The following is a 14,935-nucleotide window of genomic DNA, read 5'->3' as shown; positions in this document are numbered from 1 at the left end:
TCTAGTCCTCCCTACCCTCACCCGACAATAAAAGCCGGAGAGGACATTCTTGACAAGCGTAGGATAATCGTGTTCCAATTTCAATATGTAAATTTCAGTTTCATTATTCGGAACCAAAGGGAGGTAACCATGCGTTCCATTTTGAAGGCGTCAGCACTGGCGCTTGTTACCAGTGCCGCGTTGGCTACAGGGGCTTCGGCCGCCGACAAGCTGACCGGTGATCTGAAGATTTTTCTAGACACATCAAATCCTGCACCGCGTGCCACGTTTGAAGGCATAATCGCCCAGTTCGGAGAAATGCACCCGGACCTCAATATCGAAACGACGATCATTGACCGTGATGCGTACAAGACGCAGATCAGGAATTTCCTGACAGCAAATCCGCCAGATGTCGCAACCTGGTACGCTGGCAATCGCATGCTGCCTTACGTGAAAACCGGCCTCTTTGAAGATGTCTCAGATCTCTGGCAGGGCGAGCTTGCCGAAGAACTGGCATCAACCAAGACGGCCATGACCATTGATGGCAAGCAGTGGGGCGTGCCCTATAGCTACTACCAGTGGGGCGTCTACTACCGTAAAGACATCTTCGACGAGCTGGGTCTGAGTGTTCCGAAGACCTGGGAGGAAGAAAAGGCCAATTGCCAGAAAATCGTCGATTCAGGCAGGAAATGTTACACCATCGGCACCAAGTTCCTTTGGACAGCAGCCGGCTGGTTTGACTATCTGAACCTGCGCACCAACGGCTACGAATTCCACATGGCTTTGACCGCCGGAGAGGCAAGCTGGACCGATGACCGGGTCAAGAAAACCATGGCCAACTGGCGTGAGCTCATTGACATGGGTGCCTTTATCGACGACCACACGGCCTATAGCTGGCAGGAAGCCATTCCCTTCCTCGTCGACGGTCAGGCCACCGCCTACCTGATGGGCAATTTTGCTGTCGATCCCATCAAGGCGGCGGGGCTGACCGACGATCAGCTTGACTTCTACCAGTTCCCGCTCATCACCGAGGGCATCCCGATGGCCGAGGAAGCGCCAACGGATACTCTGCATATCCCGTCGGGCGCGGCCAACAAGGAAACCGCCCGCGCGTTCCTGGAGTTTGTCGCCTCTCCGGAGGTCCAGACTTCGATGAATGCCAGTCTCGGCCAGCTGCCCGTCAACAACAAGGCCAGCGTCAACACGGATGACAAATTCGTCAGGCAGGGTTTTGAGATGCTGAACGAAGCCTATGCGCTCGCTCAGTTCTTCGACCGCGATGCACCGGCTGAAATGGCCAAGGTCGGCATGGAAGGTTTCCAGGAATTCATGGTTCGCCCTGACAATCTGGACCGGATCCTGCAGCGTTTGGAAAAGACACGCGAGCGTGTTTACAAGTAATCAAACCGGGGCGGGCCTTCCGGTCCGCCCCTGCTTGCCTTTCGGGCTCTCTGTCAGCCCGCTTTTGGTTTCCTGCTTCGCCGGCCCATAGGGACATGCGAACGCACTGAAGAAACGAGGTTCGCGATGTCGACTGCCAGCCTAGCCAAATCAGAATTCGAAACAGCAAACCGATCCTGGTACAAACGAAACGAAATCAGCATCACGCCGTGGCTGTTCCTGGCACCGGCCATTCTGTTTTTCCTCGTCTATGTGATCATTCCCATTTTCCAGAGCTTTGAAATCTCCCTGTTTTCATGGGATGGCCTGGGTGCCCGCGAATATATCGGCACCGAAAACTACGTGGAACTGTGGGACGATCCGGCGTTTTATACTTCGCTCAAGAACAACCTGATCTGGCTGGTCCTTTATCTGCTGGCCATCCCGGCCGGATTGTTCATTGCGCTGTTTTTGAACCAGACCGTCGTCGGCATCAGGCTCTATAAATCGCTGTTCTTCTTCCCGTTCGTTATCAGCCAGGTCGTTGTCGGCCTGGTGTTTACCTGGTTCTACGATCCGACATTCGGACTGCTCAACACCATCATTGGCCTGGTGGGGCTTGGACCGATCAATGTTCTGGGCGATCCGACCTATGTGACCTATGGCATTATCGCCGCGGGCCTTTGGCCTCAAACAGCCTATTGCATGATCCTGTACCTGACCGGTCTCAATGCCGTTGACCCCGAACAGATCGAGGCCGCAAGACTTGACGGTGCAAAGGGCTGGAAAATGCTCTGGTACGTCATTGTTCCACAGCTCAAGCCGGCAACCTTCATTGCCTTTGTGGTGACGATCGTCGGCGCGCTTCGCTCGTTTGACCTGATTTCGGTCATGACAAATGGCGGACCATTCGGAGAAAGCCGGGTCCTCAGCTTCTACATGTTCGAGGTTGCGCTTTCCGAATACGGATTCCGCATGGGTTATGGCGCTGCCATCGCCGTGGTGCTGTTCATCATCATGTTGTTCTTCATCGCGTACTTCCTCTACTCGATGTACCAGGACGAGAAGGGGCGCTGATATGTTTCCGACACCCATTCAAAAATCGCCGCGCAGCTGGCAGATCACCTATCAGTCCTTCCTGCCGCTGGCCCTGATCTTCTGGCTGTTGCCGCTCATTGCCGTGGCGCTCTTCTCGATCAAGCCGGAGGGTGATTTTTCCGGCGGCAACTATTGGAACCTGCCCTCAACCTTTGGCGGATTTGAAAACTACGGAAAAGTGTTTTTCCAGTCCGATATGCCACGCTACCTTCTCAACTCGCTGCTGATTACGGTGCCGACCGCCATCGGCGCCGTGGCCCTGTCCTGCATGGCGGGATTTGCACTTGGCATTTACAAGTTCAAACTGAATCTGTGGATCTTTTTCCTTTTCGTCGCCGGCAACTTTGTCCCTTTCCAGATCCTGATGGTGCCTGTGCGCGACCTCACTCTGGATTTGGGGCTTTACAACACAAAGACCGGCCTTGTGCTTTTCCACATCGCATTTCAGACCGGATTTTGCACATTGTTCATGCGCAATTTCATCAAGGGACTGCCCCATGCCCTCATTGAGGCGGCACGGGTTGAAGGGATCGCTGAATGGAAGATCTTTGTCTACATCGTGCTGCCATTGATGAAGCCGGCTATCGCAGCGCTCAGCGTGTTGATATTTACTTTCATCTGGAACGACTATTTCTGGGCGATTGTTCTGACACAGGGCGCTGAATCACAGCCGGTCACAGCCGGTATTACGTCGTTCAACGCACAGTTCCGAGCCGCTTATCATCTGATGAGTGCCGGAGCTATTGTTGCGGCCCTGCCTCCGGTGGCAATGTTCTTCCTGATGCAGAAGCACTTTATTGCAGGCCTTACACTTGGAGCCGTTAAATGATCCCATGCCTGAATACAGGAAAGCGGCCATGATCCAATGCTGGCGCCTGGATCACGTCGGACAGACGATCGTCTTTTCCTCCCGGCAACAGCGGTTGCCGGAGGTCGTCTATTGCGGCGACCTGCTGCCCGACAATGACGATCTGCACGCTCTTGCAGACAGCCTAAACCGGCCACTCACGCCGGGAACGCTGGATCAGATTGTGCCGCTTTCACTGCTGCCTGAAGAAGGCCGGGGGTTTCCGGGCCAACCCGGTCTTCGGCTTAACGACGATGCGGGCCGGCCTGCCCTGACCCAGTTCACGCTGACCGAAACGGAGGAGCTGGAAAGCGGCATCGTGTTCAAGTGCACTGACGCGCGAAGCGGCCTTGTGCTTTCGCTCAGTCTCAAATTCCAGACAGAAAGTCGCGTTTTGGAAGTCTCCTCGGTTCTCGCCAACAATGGCGACCGCGACTGGCTGGTATCCTGGCTTTCCGTTCCGGTGCTTCCCGTCGGCGAGGAATTCACGGACATCATTGAATATGCCGGGCGCTGGACGCAGGAGTTCAACCGTCAGACCGTTCCGATCAGCCGCGGCGTTCACCTGCGTGAAAACCGCCGCGGGCGCTCAGGCCATGATCACTTTCCGGCAATGATCTTTGCCGAAACAGGCGCCGCCTACACGAAAGGGCACAGCTGCGCCGTTCATTTCGGGTTTTCAGGCACGCATGAAATGCTGCTTGAGGAGCTGCCGGACGGGCGCCGGCAGGCTCAGGCCGGCTATGGCGAAATGCAGCGGCTCTGCAGGGGCGACAGCGTTACCTCGGGGATTGCGTACTGGGCATTTTCTTCGCGCGGATTGAACGGGCTGGCCTGCGACTTCCAGCAACATGTCCGCCGGCATATCGTCACCTATCCGCAAGGCGCAGGCGCCCGGCCAGTCCATTATAATTGCTGGGAGGCTGTCTATTTCGATCACAGGGTCGACGAACTGAAGGACCTCGCCAGCCGAGCGGCAGCGCTTGGCGCGGAACGGTTCGTACTGGACGACGGCTGGTTTGGCGCAAACGGGCAAGGACGTGATGACGATACGACCAGCCTTGGGGACTGGTTTGTCGATCCGCGCAAATATCCAGACGGTCTGCATCCGCTCGTCGATCATGTCGAGGCACTCGGCATGCGGTTCGGCCTTTGGGTTGAGCCGGAGATGGTCAATCTTGAAAGTGCGCTGGCGCGCAAACACCCCGAGTGGCTGATCATGCCGGCCGATGCCAAGCAGGTGGCCGGGCGCAGTCAGTATGTTCTCAACCTGACCAATCCGGAGGTCGGCGAATACCTCTTTGAGCGTATCGACTGGCTGCTCAGCACCCATGCTATCGACTATCTGAAATGGGACATGAACCGCGACCTGACGCTGGCCGTCGACGGTGAGGGGTTTCCGCTTCTGATCAGGCAAGCCCGTGCGCTGAACGCGCTGCTTGAGCGCATTCGCAGCAATCATCCACGGGTTGAGATCGAATCCTGCGCCTCCGGTGGCGGCCGTATCGACTACGGCACCCTGCGTCATACCCACCGCGTCTGGCTGTCGGATTCAAATGATGCCCATGAACGCTGGCGAATGCAGAACGAAGCGTTTGTGTTTCTTCCGCCCGAGATCGTCGGCAGCCATGTCGGCCCGCGCCATTGCCACACTTCGGGTCGGAGGCTTTCGATGCCGTTTCGCGCCCTTGTCGCGATGACCGGCCATATGGGTTTCGAGATGGATCTGCGCGAACTTAACGCGGAAGAGACGGACAAACTGACGCGTTATACGCAGCTTTACAAGGACAATCGCGACTGGATGCATAAGGGTGCGCAACTGCGGCTGGACTGCGCGGCACCCGAAAGTCTTGCACAAATGATCGTGTCTGACAGGCGCGACCGTTTTTTCCTGTTCGCCGGCACCTTGGATGTGCCGCGCAACGAGACAACGGCACCAGTTCGACTATCCGGCCTTGATCCGCATGCGCGCTATCGCGTCCGATTGCTGAATGCTGACGAAATCAACAGATCGGCGACGCGTCGCTACGAAAATCCGCTGTCCGGCCCGGACGGCATCGTCTTAAGCGGGACCGCGCTGATGCAGTCCGGCATTGTTCCCCCCTTTCCCTTCCCGGACACGATTTGGCTCTTTGAGGGCCAGGCAGAGGAGCTCACATGAAACTGGACGCACATTTCGACGATCTAAAGGGTCAATCGGTCTTCATCACCGGCGGCGGATCTGGCATCGGGGCCTGGCTGACGGAAGGCTTCGTGTCGCAGGGCGCGAAGGTTGCATTCGTGCAGCGTTCCGACGCAACGGAGCTGTGCGACCGCCTGGAGGCGGAGTACGGCAACCGGCCGCTTTTCATGGCCTGTGACATCACCGATATCGACGCGCTGCATAAATCCATCCGCACAGCCCGCGAGGCCAACGGGCCGATAACGATACTTGTCAACAATGCCGCCTCTGACAACCGGCATGGATTGCACGAATACTCGGTGGACGACTGGGATCAGGCGATCAACATCAACCTGCGTCCGCATTTCTTCACGGCGCAGGAGGTCGCGGGCGATATGCGTGCGGCAGGACATGGATCCATTATCAACTTTTCCTCCATCTCCTACATGATGGGCAATGCAGGCTATCCGGCATATGTCGCTTCGAAATCGGCAATAACCGGCCTGACGCGCGGCCTTGCCCGCGAACTCGGCGCCGACAATATCCGGGTCAACGCGCTGATGCCCGGCTGGGTCCTGACCGACCGGCAGCGCGATTTGTGGGTAACGCCAGATGCACTCGCGGCCCATATCGAACGGCAGTGCCTGAAAGAAGAAATCGCGCCCGAGGACATTGTGGCGCCGACGCTGTTTCTGGCATCTTCCGCTTCCAAAATGATGACCAGCCAGGCGCTCGTGGTTGACGGCGGCGTTGTTGTAACAGGCTAGAGCGTTTCTTGTTCATACGGGATCATTTGATGGCGGAAAATCGGTTCATTCGGCTAGGCGCGTCGCGCAGCGCGATGTGGTGCATCGGGAAAGCGGCGCAACGACGCCGATGGGCCGATTTTCCCCACCCTGGAAAGGAAAGAAAATGTTGACAATCAATAGTGAACGGGCCGGGCGATTTTGCCCTCTGACTGTGTTGTCTTGCGCTTGTGGTGGAGAAACACCACGGCGCACAACCCGCCTTGTCAGAGACCAAAATCGCCTCGGTCAAATGATTCCGTATGAACAAGAAACGCTCTAGGTCAATGGACACGTATTGCGCAGCCGTCGATTGGGGCACTTCGAGTTTTCGCATCTGGCTTTTGTCGGATGACGGCTCCGTCATTGCCGAGCGGCGCAGCCATGAGGGAATGACTCAAGCCGCAAAAACGGGATTCGAGAACGTCCTGGAAGCGCATCTGAGCGCCATGCAGGCCTCGCAAGGCCTGCCAGTCGTCATCTGCGGAATGGCCGGTTCGCGCCAGGGCTGGAGGGAAGCCCGTTATCTGACCGTCCCGGCCAAGCTGTCCGATATTGTCGAAACGGCGGTCAGAATAGAAAGCGCGGGCCGCGACATCCGCATTTTGCCCGGGCTGGCACAGCGCGATCCGCAACATCCTGATGTCATGCGCGGCGAGGAAACGCAGCTACTCGGCGCATTTTCCGGCGACCGCACCACCGGGCTTGCCTGCATGCCCGGAACGCATTCAAAATGGGTGCGGGTCAGCGGCGGCAAGGCTACCGGTTTTACCACCTACATGACCGGCGAGCTTTTCGGCCTGATCGCCCGGCAATCAATATTGCGCCATGCGGTCGGCGAAACCGACAGCTGCGATCCGAAAAATCCGGAATTCACGCGTGCGGTTGCAGAGGCGTACCGCGATCCAACGGGCGTTTCGCGGCTGCTGTTTTCCATCCGGGCCGGACAATTGCTTTACAGTCGCAACTCAGCCGGCAGTTTTGCACGGCTCTCCGGCCTGCTGATCGGCTGGGAAATAGCAGCGGCACGCGTTGAATTTGGCGAAGGTGATGAAATCCATCTGATCGCCTCCGGCAAACTTTTCGGTCTTTATGAAGCGGCTTTCCGGTCGCTGGGGCAAACGGTGACTGCGCTCGATGCAGACGAAGCCGTTTTGAAGGGTCTCATAACCGGAGCGTGGCAATTCTGGCCGACCACAAGCAACCAACCTGATTATGGACAAATCAAAGCATGACCCATCCGGTTTCCTGGCCCTCCCTGAAGCGTTCACTCGTTGCCATTTTGCGCGGTATCAAACCTGAAGAGACCGCCGAAACGATAAATGCGCTCATCGATGCCGGATTTGAGGCGATCGAGATACCGCTCAACTCTCCCGATCCTTTCCGGTCCATCCAAATTGCCGTCGAGACGGCACCGCAGGGCTGCCTCATCGGTGCGGGAACCGTGCTGAACACCGGGGATGTCGACCGGCTGGCCAATGTCGGCGGAACGCTCATGGTCAGCCCCAATGTGGAACCGGACGTCATTGCCCATGCCGCCAGCCGCGGCATGGTGACGATGCCCGGGGTTTTTACGCCAACCGAGGCGCTGAGCGCCGTCAAGGCGGGCGCTTCCGGGCTGAAGTTTTTTCCTGCCAGTGTTCTCGGGCCTTCGGGAATCGCCGCCATCAGGGCTGTATTGCCGCCGCAGATCGAAATCGGCGCCGTCGGCGGGGTTTCCCATGACAGTTATAGCGATTACCGTACAGTTGGCGTTCGAACCTTTGGCCTTGGCTCAAGTCTCTATAAGCCGGGCATGAGCGCCGCGGAGATTGCAAAACGGGCCCGCCTGGCGGTCGAAGCCTATGACGACGTGTACGGAGTGTGACATTTGGAGAGCAGCGTGCAGCTATCGGAATTCGAATGTTCGATATTCGAAGACACCAATCTTGAGCTTGGTGAAGGACCGACCTACGACCCGGACACAGACACTGCCTGGTGGTTGGATATTTCAGGTAGAAAACTGGTGGAGCGCCCTCTCAGGAGCGATGCGGCGACGATCCACGATCTGCCGTTCATGGGCAGTGCATTTGCGGTCATCGACGCGGAGCGACAACTGGTTGTCAGCGAACACGGGCTTTACGTGCGGTCGACAGGGGACGGCACACTGTCGCAGCTCCTGCCGCTTGAAGCCGACAATGAGGCCACACGGTCCAATGACAGCCGAGTGCATCCCTGCGGCGCCATGTGGATCGGCACGATGGGAAAAACGGCCCAGCCTGAGCGGGGCTCGATCTACCACTTTTTCCGCGGTGAAATCCGTAAAATTTTCAGTGACATAACTGTCACCAATTGCATCTGTTTTTCGGCTGATGGATCGGTCGGCTACTACACGGACTCCGTGACGGACAATGTCATGCGGGTCGATGTCGATCCGAAAACCGGTCTTCCCACGGGCGAGGCAAAGCCGTTCATTGTAAAGGAGCCTAGTCAACCGGGCTTTGCGGACGGCGCCGTCATGGATGCGGACGGCCTGATATGGATAGCCCGTTGGCAGGGTTCGTGCGTACAAGCTTATGATGCTTCCGCAGCCGTTGTCGAAACCATTCAGCTGCCGACGTGGCAAATCACCTGCCCGGCTTTTGTCGGGAGTGATGCATCGCAAATGATTGTCACCTCAGCCTCTGTCGGCTTGAGCGACGAACAGCGCAGCGAGCTGCCCCACGCCGGCAAGACGTTTCTGCTTGATCGGCGCATGAACGGCCGGATCGAACCAAAAGTAATAATTTAAGGTCTCCAAAAATGGTGGCGAATCCATCGATCGGCGTGTGCTACTACCCCGAGCACTGGCCTGAAACGGTCTGGAAAGATGATGCGCAGCGCATGGCGGCACTGGGCATATCCTATGTGCGTATCGGCGAATTCGCATGGTCGCGCCTTGAACCGGCACGCGGCGACCTGCGATTCGACTGGCTGGCACGCGCCATCGACATTTTGCATGAGGCGGGCCTCAAGATCATTCTCGGAACGCCGACGGCAACGCCGCCCAAATGGCTTGTTGACGAGATGCCTGACATGCTGCCGGTAGACGCCGAAGGCCATACAATCGGTTTCGGCTCACGAAAGCACTATTGCTTTTCGCATCGAGGATATCGCGCGGAATGTGAGCGGATCGTGACGGCGTTGGCGGAGCGGTTCGGCAAAAATCCCGCGGTAACCGGCTGGCAGATCGATAACGAATATGCCTGCCACAACACCACACGCAACTGGTCGACCGCCTCGCTTCTGGCATTCAGGCAATGGCTGAAACAACGATACGGGACCATCGACAAGCTCAACGCGGCGTGGGGGAACGTCTTCTGGTCGATGGAATATCCAGACTTTGAGGCTATCGACCTGCCGGCGCTGGCCCCGACCGAGCACAATCCGGCGCATAGCCTTGATTTTTATCGTTTTTCGTCCGATCAGGTTGTCAGCTTCAACCGTCTGCAGACCGAAATCCTGCGCAGGCTCTCACCCGGCCGGGACCTCATTCACAACTTCATGGGACGGACGCTTGATTTCGATCATTATAAAGTGGGTGCCGATCTGGATGTTTCGAGCTGGGATTGCTATCCGCTCGGCTTTCTTGAGGACCGGTCCGACGCAGATCAGGCGTGGCGGCGGCGGTTTGCGCGCACAGGCGATCCCGATTTTCAAGCCTTTCACCACGATCTCTATAGAACGACGTCGAACGGCCGCTGGTGGGTCATGGAGCAGCAGCCGGGGCCGGTCAACTGGGCTGATCACAACCCGGCTCCGAAACAGGGCATGGTGCGGCTGTGGTCGCTGGAAGCCTTTGCTCACGGGGCTGAGGTCGTCAGCTATTTCCGCTGGCGGCAGGCGCCCTTTGCGCAGGAACAGATGCATGCCGGGCTGTTGCGGCCGGACGGGGTGGAAGCCGAAGCATTTTCCGAGATTGAAACAGTTGCCCGGGACACTGAACTGCTCGGTTCGTCCGGCAGCGCGGCGGCAAATGCGGCTATCGTATTTGACTATACATCAGCCTGGGCGTGGGAAATCCAACCGCAGGGGCGGGAATTCGACTATTTCAGACTGGTGTTCGACTATTACCGGTCGCTAAGGCGCCTTGGTCTTTCGATCGACATCCTGCCGCCTGATGCGGCGGATCTTTCCCGATACAAGTTGGTGATCATACCGGGCCTGTTCACCTGGCATAAAAATCTGGTCAAGGCACTGGAAGCCTACAAGGGCGTTGCTCTGATCGGACCGCGGTCCGGATCAAAGACCGGAGATTTTTCGATACCGGAACGTTTGCCACCGGATTTGCCTGAACAGCTGGCGAATGTGACCATCACCCGCGTTGAAAGCCTGCGGCCCGATTGCCCGGTGGCGCTCAAGGAGGGCCATGGTAAATTGAGGTTCTGGCGCGAGTTCCTGGTCGCAAGCGGCGACTGCAAAGTCGAGATTTTCAGCCGTGACGGCTGGCCGGTTCTGGTGAAGCAACGGGATCTGCACTATATCGGCGGCTGGCCGGACGAACGGTTGCTGGACACGGTCATGGCCCGGCTGACCGGCGAAGCCGGCATAACGACATGCCGACTGCCGGACGGCGTCAGACTGCGGCGCAACGGCGACCTCCTGTTTGCTTTCAACTATGGCGACGATCCGACAGAACTTGAGGCACTGGGGTTGCGCGGGACATTCGTGTTGGGAACCGAGCTGCTGCAACCAGCCGAGGTTTCGGTTATCCGCACATGAAATCTTAACCGCCATCGACCGCAGCGACCGACTGAATGTTGTTTCCGTCGTTGCGGAGTGATATCGCAGGGAAACCGCCACGCCTTTTCGGGCACCGCCGCAAGCGGCAATTTTGATTTCAGTGCAAACTCAAAGAACCGGAATTCCCCCATCATGACCTCAGCTTTCAAAGCCTACGATATCCGCGGTGAAATTCCCGGGCAAGTCAACACACCCTTTGCCTACCGCTTCGGGCAGTCGGTCGCCGCCCAGACACCTCGCAAAAGCGTTGTGGTCGGTCATGATATGCGACAGGACAGCCCCGCCCTTGCCCATGCGATGATCCAGGGGCTTCTCGACAGCGGCGTCGATGTCCTGCCGCTCGGGCAATGCGGAACCGAGGAAGTCTACTTCCACACCGACGATGCAGGCGCAGACGCCGGACTGATGGTGACGGCGAGCCACAACCCGAAAAACTACAACGGCATCAAGATGGTGCTGCAGGGCTCGCGCGCAGCGACCCGCGACAATGCGCTGGGACCCCTTGAGGAGCTGGTCTATTCGGACCGCAAATTCCCGATTGTCGAGGACTACGCCAAACGCGGCTCCCTCGCGCCTCAACTCGGCAAATCCGCCTATGTGGAGCGGCTTTTAAAGCAGGTTGAAGGCCTCGATCTGAAGCCGTTGAAAATCGTCTGTCATGCCGGAAACGGCTGCGCCGGCCCGGTCATCGACCTTCTTGAAGAACATCTGCCGTTCGATTTCATCAAGGTCGATCACCAGCCGGACCCGCGGCTGCCCAACGGCATTCCCAATCCGCTTTTGCCTGAAAAACGCGAGCGCGCCAGCAAAGCAGTGATCGAACATGGTGCTGACCTGGGCCTTGCCTGGGACGGAGATTTCGACCGTTGCTTTTTCTATGACGAACAGGGCCGTTTCGTCGAAGGTTATTATCTTGTCGGACTGATCGCACAAACGATGTTGCGTTCACAGCCGGGCGGCACGGTGCTTTACGACCCGCGCCTGACCTGGAACACGATCGACGTGGTGGAATCGGCCGGCGGCACGGCAAAGATCTGCCGCACTGGCCATGCCTTTTTCAAGCAGATGCTGCGCGAGGAAAATGCGGTTTACGGCGGCGAGATGAGCGCCCACCACTATTTCCGCGATTTCAGCTATTGCGACACCGGCATGCTGCCCTGGCTGGCAATCGTTGCGGAGCTTTCCTCAAATGGTGCAAAGTTCAGCGAAATGGTGGAAGCGCGGATTGCAGCGTTCCCATGCTCCGGCGAGATCAACTTCACCGTATCTGATGCAGCCCAAGTGCAAAAGAAAATCGCCGATCATTTCGACCGTTCCTACCCGACCGTCGAGACCATCGACGGGCTGAGCATGTCGTTTGACGACTGGCGCTTCAACGTCCGCGCTTCCAACACCGAACCGCTGCTGCGCCTGAACATCGAGGCACGCGGCGACGCGGATCTGGTCGCCGCGAAGGTTAAGGAAATTACCGCTCTGATCGAGGCGGATTAGAGCAAGATCGGTTCAATTTGAAGCATTTGATGGTGGGCGACCCTGCTGTAGTCAGCTATCGCCATTGTCAGCATTGGGGAAGAAAAGCTGCTGGTCTTCCAGGCGATAGTCGGCGATTGCTGCCTGCCCTTCAGGACCGAGCAGCCAGTCTACAAACCGTTTTGCAGCGTCCTGCTTGATGTTGGGGCAGCGTTCCGGATTAATGGTGACGACGCCATACTGGTTGAACAGATCCGCGTCACCTTCCACCAGGATTTCGTGCTGGGCCCGGTTGCCGAAGCTGATCCATGTCGCCCGGTCGGTGAGCGCATAAGCGCCCATCGCGACGGCGGCATTGAGCGTCGCTCCCATACCCGATCCGGTCTCGCGATACCATTCGCCGCTGTGTGCAACGGGATCGATGCCGGTCATTTTCCAGAGTGACAACTCCTTCTTGTGGGTGCCTGAATCATCGCCACGCGAAGCAAATGCCGCCTCTTTGCCCGAAACCGCCTCCAGCGCGTCCTCAATCTCGGAAAGTCCCTTGACCCCCGCCGGATCATCGGACGGGCCTATCAGAACGAAGTCGTTATACATGACGTCGCTGCGCTTCTTGCCGCTTCCTTCCTTGACAAAGGCTTCCTCGGCGGCTTTCGCGTGGACCAGCAGGAGATCGCCGTCGCAGTTGCGAGCATTCTTGATCGCCTGCCCGGTTCCGACCGCGACGACCCGGACCTGAATTCCGGTCTTGTCTTCGAAGAGCGGCAGCAGGTGATCGTAGAGCCCTGAATTCTGGGTCGACGTTGTCGACTGCAGGAGAATGAAATCGCCGGCGAGCGCCGGTGAAACATTAGCTGCTAACACGCCGGCCGCAGCGAAACTGATAAACAAACGATTGCTGAGTTTCATAGTACCTCCTGTTAAACCAATATCTTACCGGCGATGAATGCCCTTGCCTCTTCGGTTCCCGGAGACTGGAAAAACGGAAGGGTCGGCGCTCGCTCGACGATTTTGCCGTGATGCATGAGAATGATCTCGTCGCCGAGGCGCCGTGCCTGGGCCAGATCATGGGCGATGAGCACGATGCGCATGCCGTCCTTGCTGGCGGTCTGGACCATCGCCTCGATTGTCTGCATCGAAGCCGGATCAAGGCTTGATGTCGGCTCGTCGAGAAACAGAAGATCGGGTCCGGTCGCCAGCGCACGCGCAAGCGCGAGGCGCTGCATTTCGCCACCCGAAAGCACCCGTGCGGATGCGTTGGCCAGCGGCAGCAGCCGCGCCGTCTCCAAGGCGGACTGCGCCCGTTGACGGGCTTCTGAACCATTGCAGCCGACCGCGCGCAGTGCGAATTCGATATTCGACCGAACGGTTCGTCGAAGCAGCACAGGTGTCTGCAATACCATGCCGAAACGGCTATAGCGCTGGCGGTCCGGCGGAACACCGTTCCACAACACGCGCCCCGTATCCGGCTGCCTCAGAGCTGCAAGAACCTTGAGCAGCAGGGATTTGCCGGCACCGTTCGGGCCGACAAGCACCGTTGTGCCGCCACCGCCGATTGTCAGTTTTTCTACGTCGAGCAATACCCTGCCCTTGCGCCGCACGAAGAGCCGTTCCGCAGTGACCGGCAATATAGGCTTTGTTCCGGCCTGCAGCCCCGAGCGAACAGGATCATGCATAGGCGGATCTTTCAGCCGCGGCGCGCAGAACGAAAACCAACGCATTGATGACAAAGGCCATGATAACGAGGATGATGCCCAGCCCAAGCGCCAGCGCGAGATTACCCTTGGATGTTTCCAGGGCGATTGCCGTGGTCATGACGCGGGTCACGTGATTGATGTTGCCGCCGACGATGATTACCGCACCGACCTCCGCTATGGCACGGCCGAAACCGGCCAGAAATGCCGTCATGAGGCTGTAGCGGCCCTCCCATAAGAGGGTGCGCAGACGGGCCAGGCTGCCAAGACCGAACAGCATGAGCTGATCGCGGTATTCCGCATTCAGGTCTTCGAGCGTCTGGCGGGCCAGCGCCGCGATTATCGGCACGACCAAGATGGTCTGTGCAATGATCATGGCCGTGGGCGTGTAGAGCAATTGCAAGGGGCCGAGCGCCCCTGCATTTGAAAGCAGCAGATAAACCACCAGACCGACGACGACGGGCGGCAGGCCCATTAACGCGGTGACGGTGACAATGACGATGCCGCGCCCGGGAAACCGGGAAACGGCGAGAAATGCGCCGATTGGAAGACCGACAACGGCGGCAATGATCACGGCCGTCATACTGACTTTCAGCGAAAGCCAGACAATCTCCAAAAGCCCGGGGTTCAACCCGAGAACCAGCCGGAAGGCTTCAAAGAATGATGCGGCGAAATCCTGCATACGTTGGCACGTTTCATAATCCGACAAACAGTTTGCGGGCATTAAATACGTTAAGTCGCGGCGCCATCATACCCAAAA

13 protein-coding genes are annotated in these 14,935 nt (G+C 57.9%); 10 read left to right on the top strand and 3 right to left on the bottom strand.

What is annotated here, in order from left to right; all coding sequences use genetic code 11:
- The first annotated feature begins 129 nt into the window (after window positions 1–129).
- From ABVT35_RS01790 to ABVT35_RS01745, 10 genes are all read left to right on the top strand, one after another.
- On the top strand, window positions 130–1,380 hold the full coding sequence (locus ABVT35_RS01790) for an ABC transporter substrate-binding protein (protein ID WP_368464510.1): 1,251 nt from the start codon (window positions 130–132) through the stop codon (window positions 1,378–1,380).
- Window positions 1,381–1,506: 126 nt separating this feature from the next.
- Window positions 1,507–2,436 carry a carbohydrate ABC transporter permease gene (locus ABVT35_RS01785; protein ID WP_368464509.1) on the top strand — a complete coding sequence of 310 codons (930 nt, stop codon included), beginning with the start codon at window positions 1,507–1,509 and terminating at the stop codon, window positions 2,434–2,436.
- 1 nt (window position 2,437) lies between these two features.
- On the top strand, window positions 2,438–3,286 hold the full coding sequence (locus ABVT35_RS01780; RefSeq protein ID WP_368464507.1) for a carbohydrate ABC transporter permease: 849 nt from the start codon (window positions 2,438–2,440) through the stop codon (window positions 3,284–3,286).
- Between the two features lie 28 nt (window positions 3,287–3,314).
- On the top strand, window positions 3,315–5,465 hold the full coding sequence (locus ABVT35_RS01775) for an alpha-galactosidase (protein ID WP_368464505.1): 2,151 nt from the start codon (window positions 3,315–3,317) through the stop codon (window positions 5,463–5,465).
- Window positions 5,462–6,232: an SDR family NAD(P)-dependent oxidoreductase gene (locus ABVT35_RS01770; RefSeq protein WP_368464504.1), complete on the top strand. Its 771-nt coding sequence runs from the start codon at window positions 5,462–5,464 to the stop codon at window positions 6,230–6,232. Before ABVT35_RS01775 ends, ABVT35_RS01770 begins: the two co-directional genes overlap by 4 nt.
- Window positions 6,233–6,537: 305 nt before the next feature.
- Complete coding sequence (locus tag ABVT35_RS01765; RefSeq protein WP_368464503.1) at window positions 6,538–7,485, top strand: 2-dehydro-3-deoxygalactonokinase; 948 nt, start codon at window positions 6,538–6,540, stop codon at window positions 7,483–7,485.
- Window positions 7,482–8,117, top strand: coding sequence for a 2-dehydro-3-deoxy-6-phosphogalactonate aldolase (locus ABVT35_RS01760; RefSeq protein WP_368464502.1), 636 nt, complete (start codon window positions 7,482–7,484; stop codon window positions 8,115–8,117). Before ABVT35_RS01765 ends, ABVT35_RS01760 begins: the two co-directional genes overlap by 4 nt.
- A 15-nt stretch (window positions 8,118–8,132) precedes the next feature.
- Window positions 8,133–9,020, top strand: coding sequence for an SMP-30/gluconolactonase/LRE family protein (locus ABVT35_RS01755; protein ID WP_368464500.1), 888 nt, complete (start codon window positions 8,133–8,135; stop codon window positions 9,018–9,020).
- An 11-nt stretch (window positions 9,021–9,031) separates the two neighbouring features.
- On the top strand, window positions 9,032–10,990 hold the full coding sequence (locus ABVT35_RS01750) for a beta-galactosidase (protein ID WP_368464498.1): 1,959 nt from the start codon (window positions 9,032–9,034) through the stop codon (window positions 10,988–10,990).
- Between the two features lie 153 nt (window positions 10,991–11,143).
- Window positions 11,144–12,502 (top strand): phosphomannomutase, encoded by a 1,359-nt coding sequence (locus tag ABVT35_RS01745; RefSeq protein ID WP_368464497.1) that lies wholly within the window; start codon window positions 11,144–11,146, stop codon window positions 12,500–12,502.
- A gap of 51 nt (window positions 12,503–12,553) precedes the next feature.
- Here ABVT35_RS01745 and ABVT35_RS01740 read toward each other — a convergent pair whose 3' ends face one another.
- From ABVT35_RS01740 to ABVT35_RS01730, 3 genes are read right to left on the bottom strand one after another with little or no spacing between them, the layout of a single operon-like run.
- On the bottom strand, window positions 12,554–13,390 hold the full coding sequence (locus tag ABVT35_RS01740) for a substrate-binding domain-containing protein (RefSeq protein WP_368464495.1): 837 nt from the start codon (window positions 13,388–13,390) through the stop codon (window positions 12,554–12,556).
- 11 nt (window positions 13,391–13,401) lie between these two features.
- Entirely contained in the window at window positions 13,402–14,157 is a 756-nt protein-coding gene (locus ABVT35_RS01735; RefSeq protein WP_368464493.1) for an energy-coupling factor ABC transporter ATP-binding protein, read from the bottom strand.
- Window positions 14,150–14,857 (bottom strand): ABC transporter permease, encoded by a 708-nt coding sequence (locus ABVT35_RS01730; RefSeq protein WP_368464492.1) that lies wholly within the window; start codon window positions 14,855–14,857, stop codon window positions 14,150–14,152. The genes ABVT35_RS01735 and ABVT35_RS01730 overlap by 8 nt, the downstream gene beginning before the upstream one ends.
- Between the last annotated feature and the right edge of the window lie 78 nt (window positions 14,858–14,935).

Origin of the sequence: Hoeflea sp. TYP-13, from assembly GCF_040932035.1 — a bacterium.
Classification (GTDB): Bacteria; Pseudomonadota; Alphaproteobacteria; order Rhizobiales; family Rhizobiaceae; genus Hoeflea_A.
The sequence above is the reverse complement of the archived record's forward strand: the minus strand, read 5'-3'. Positions and strand labels throughout refer to the sequence as shown.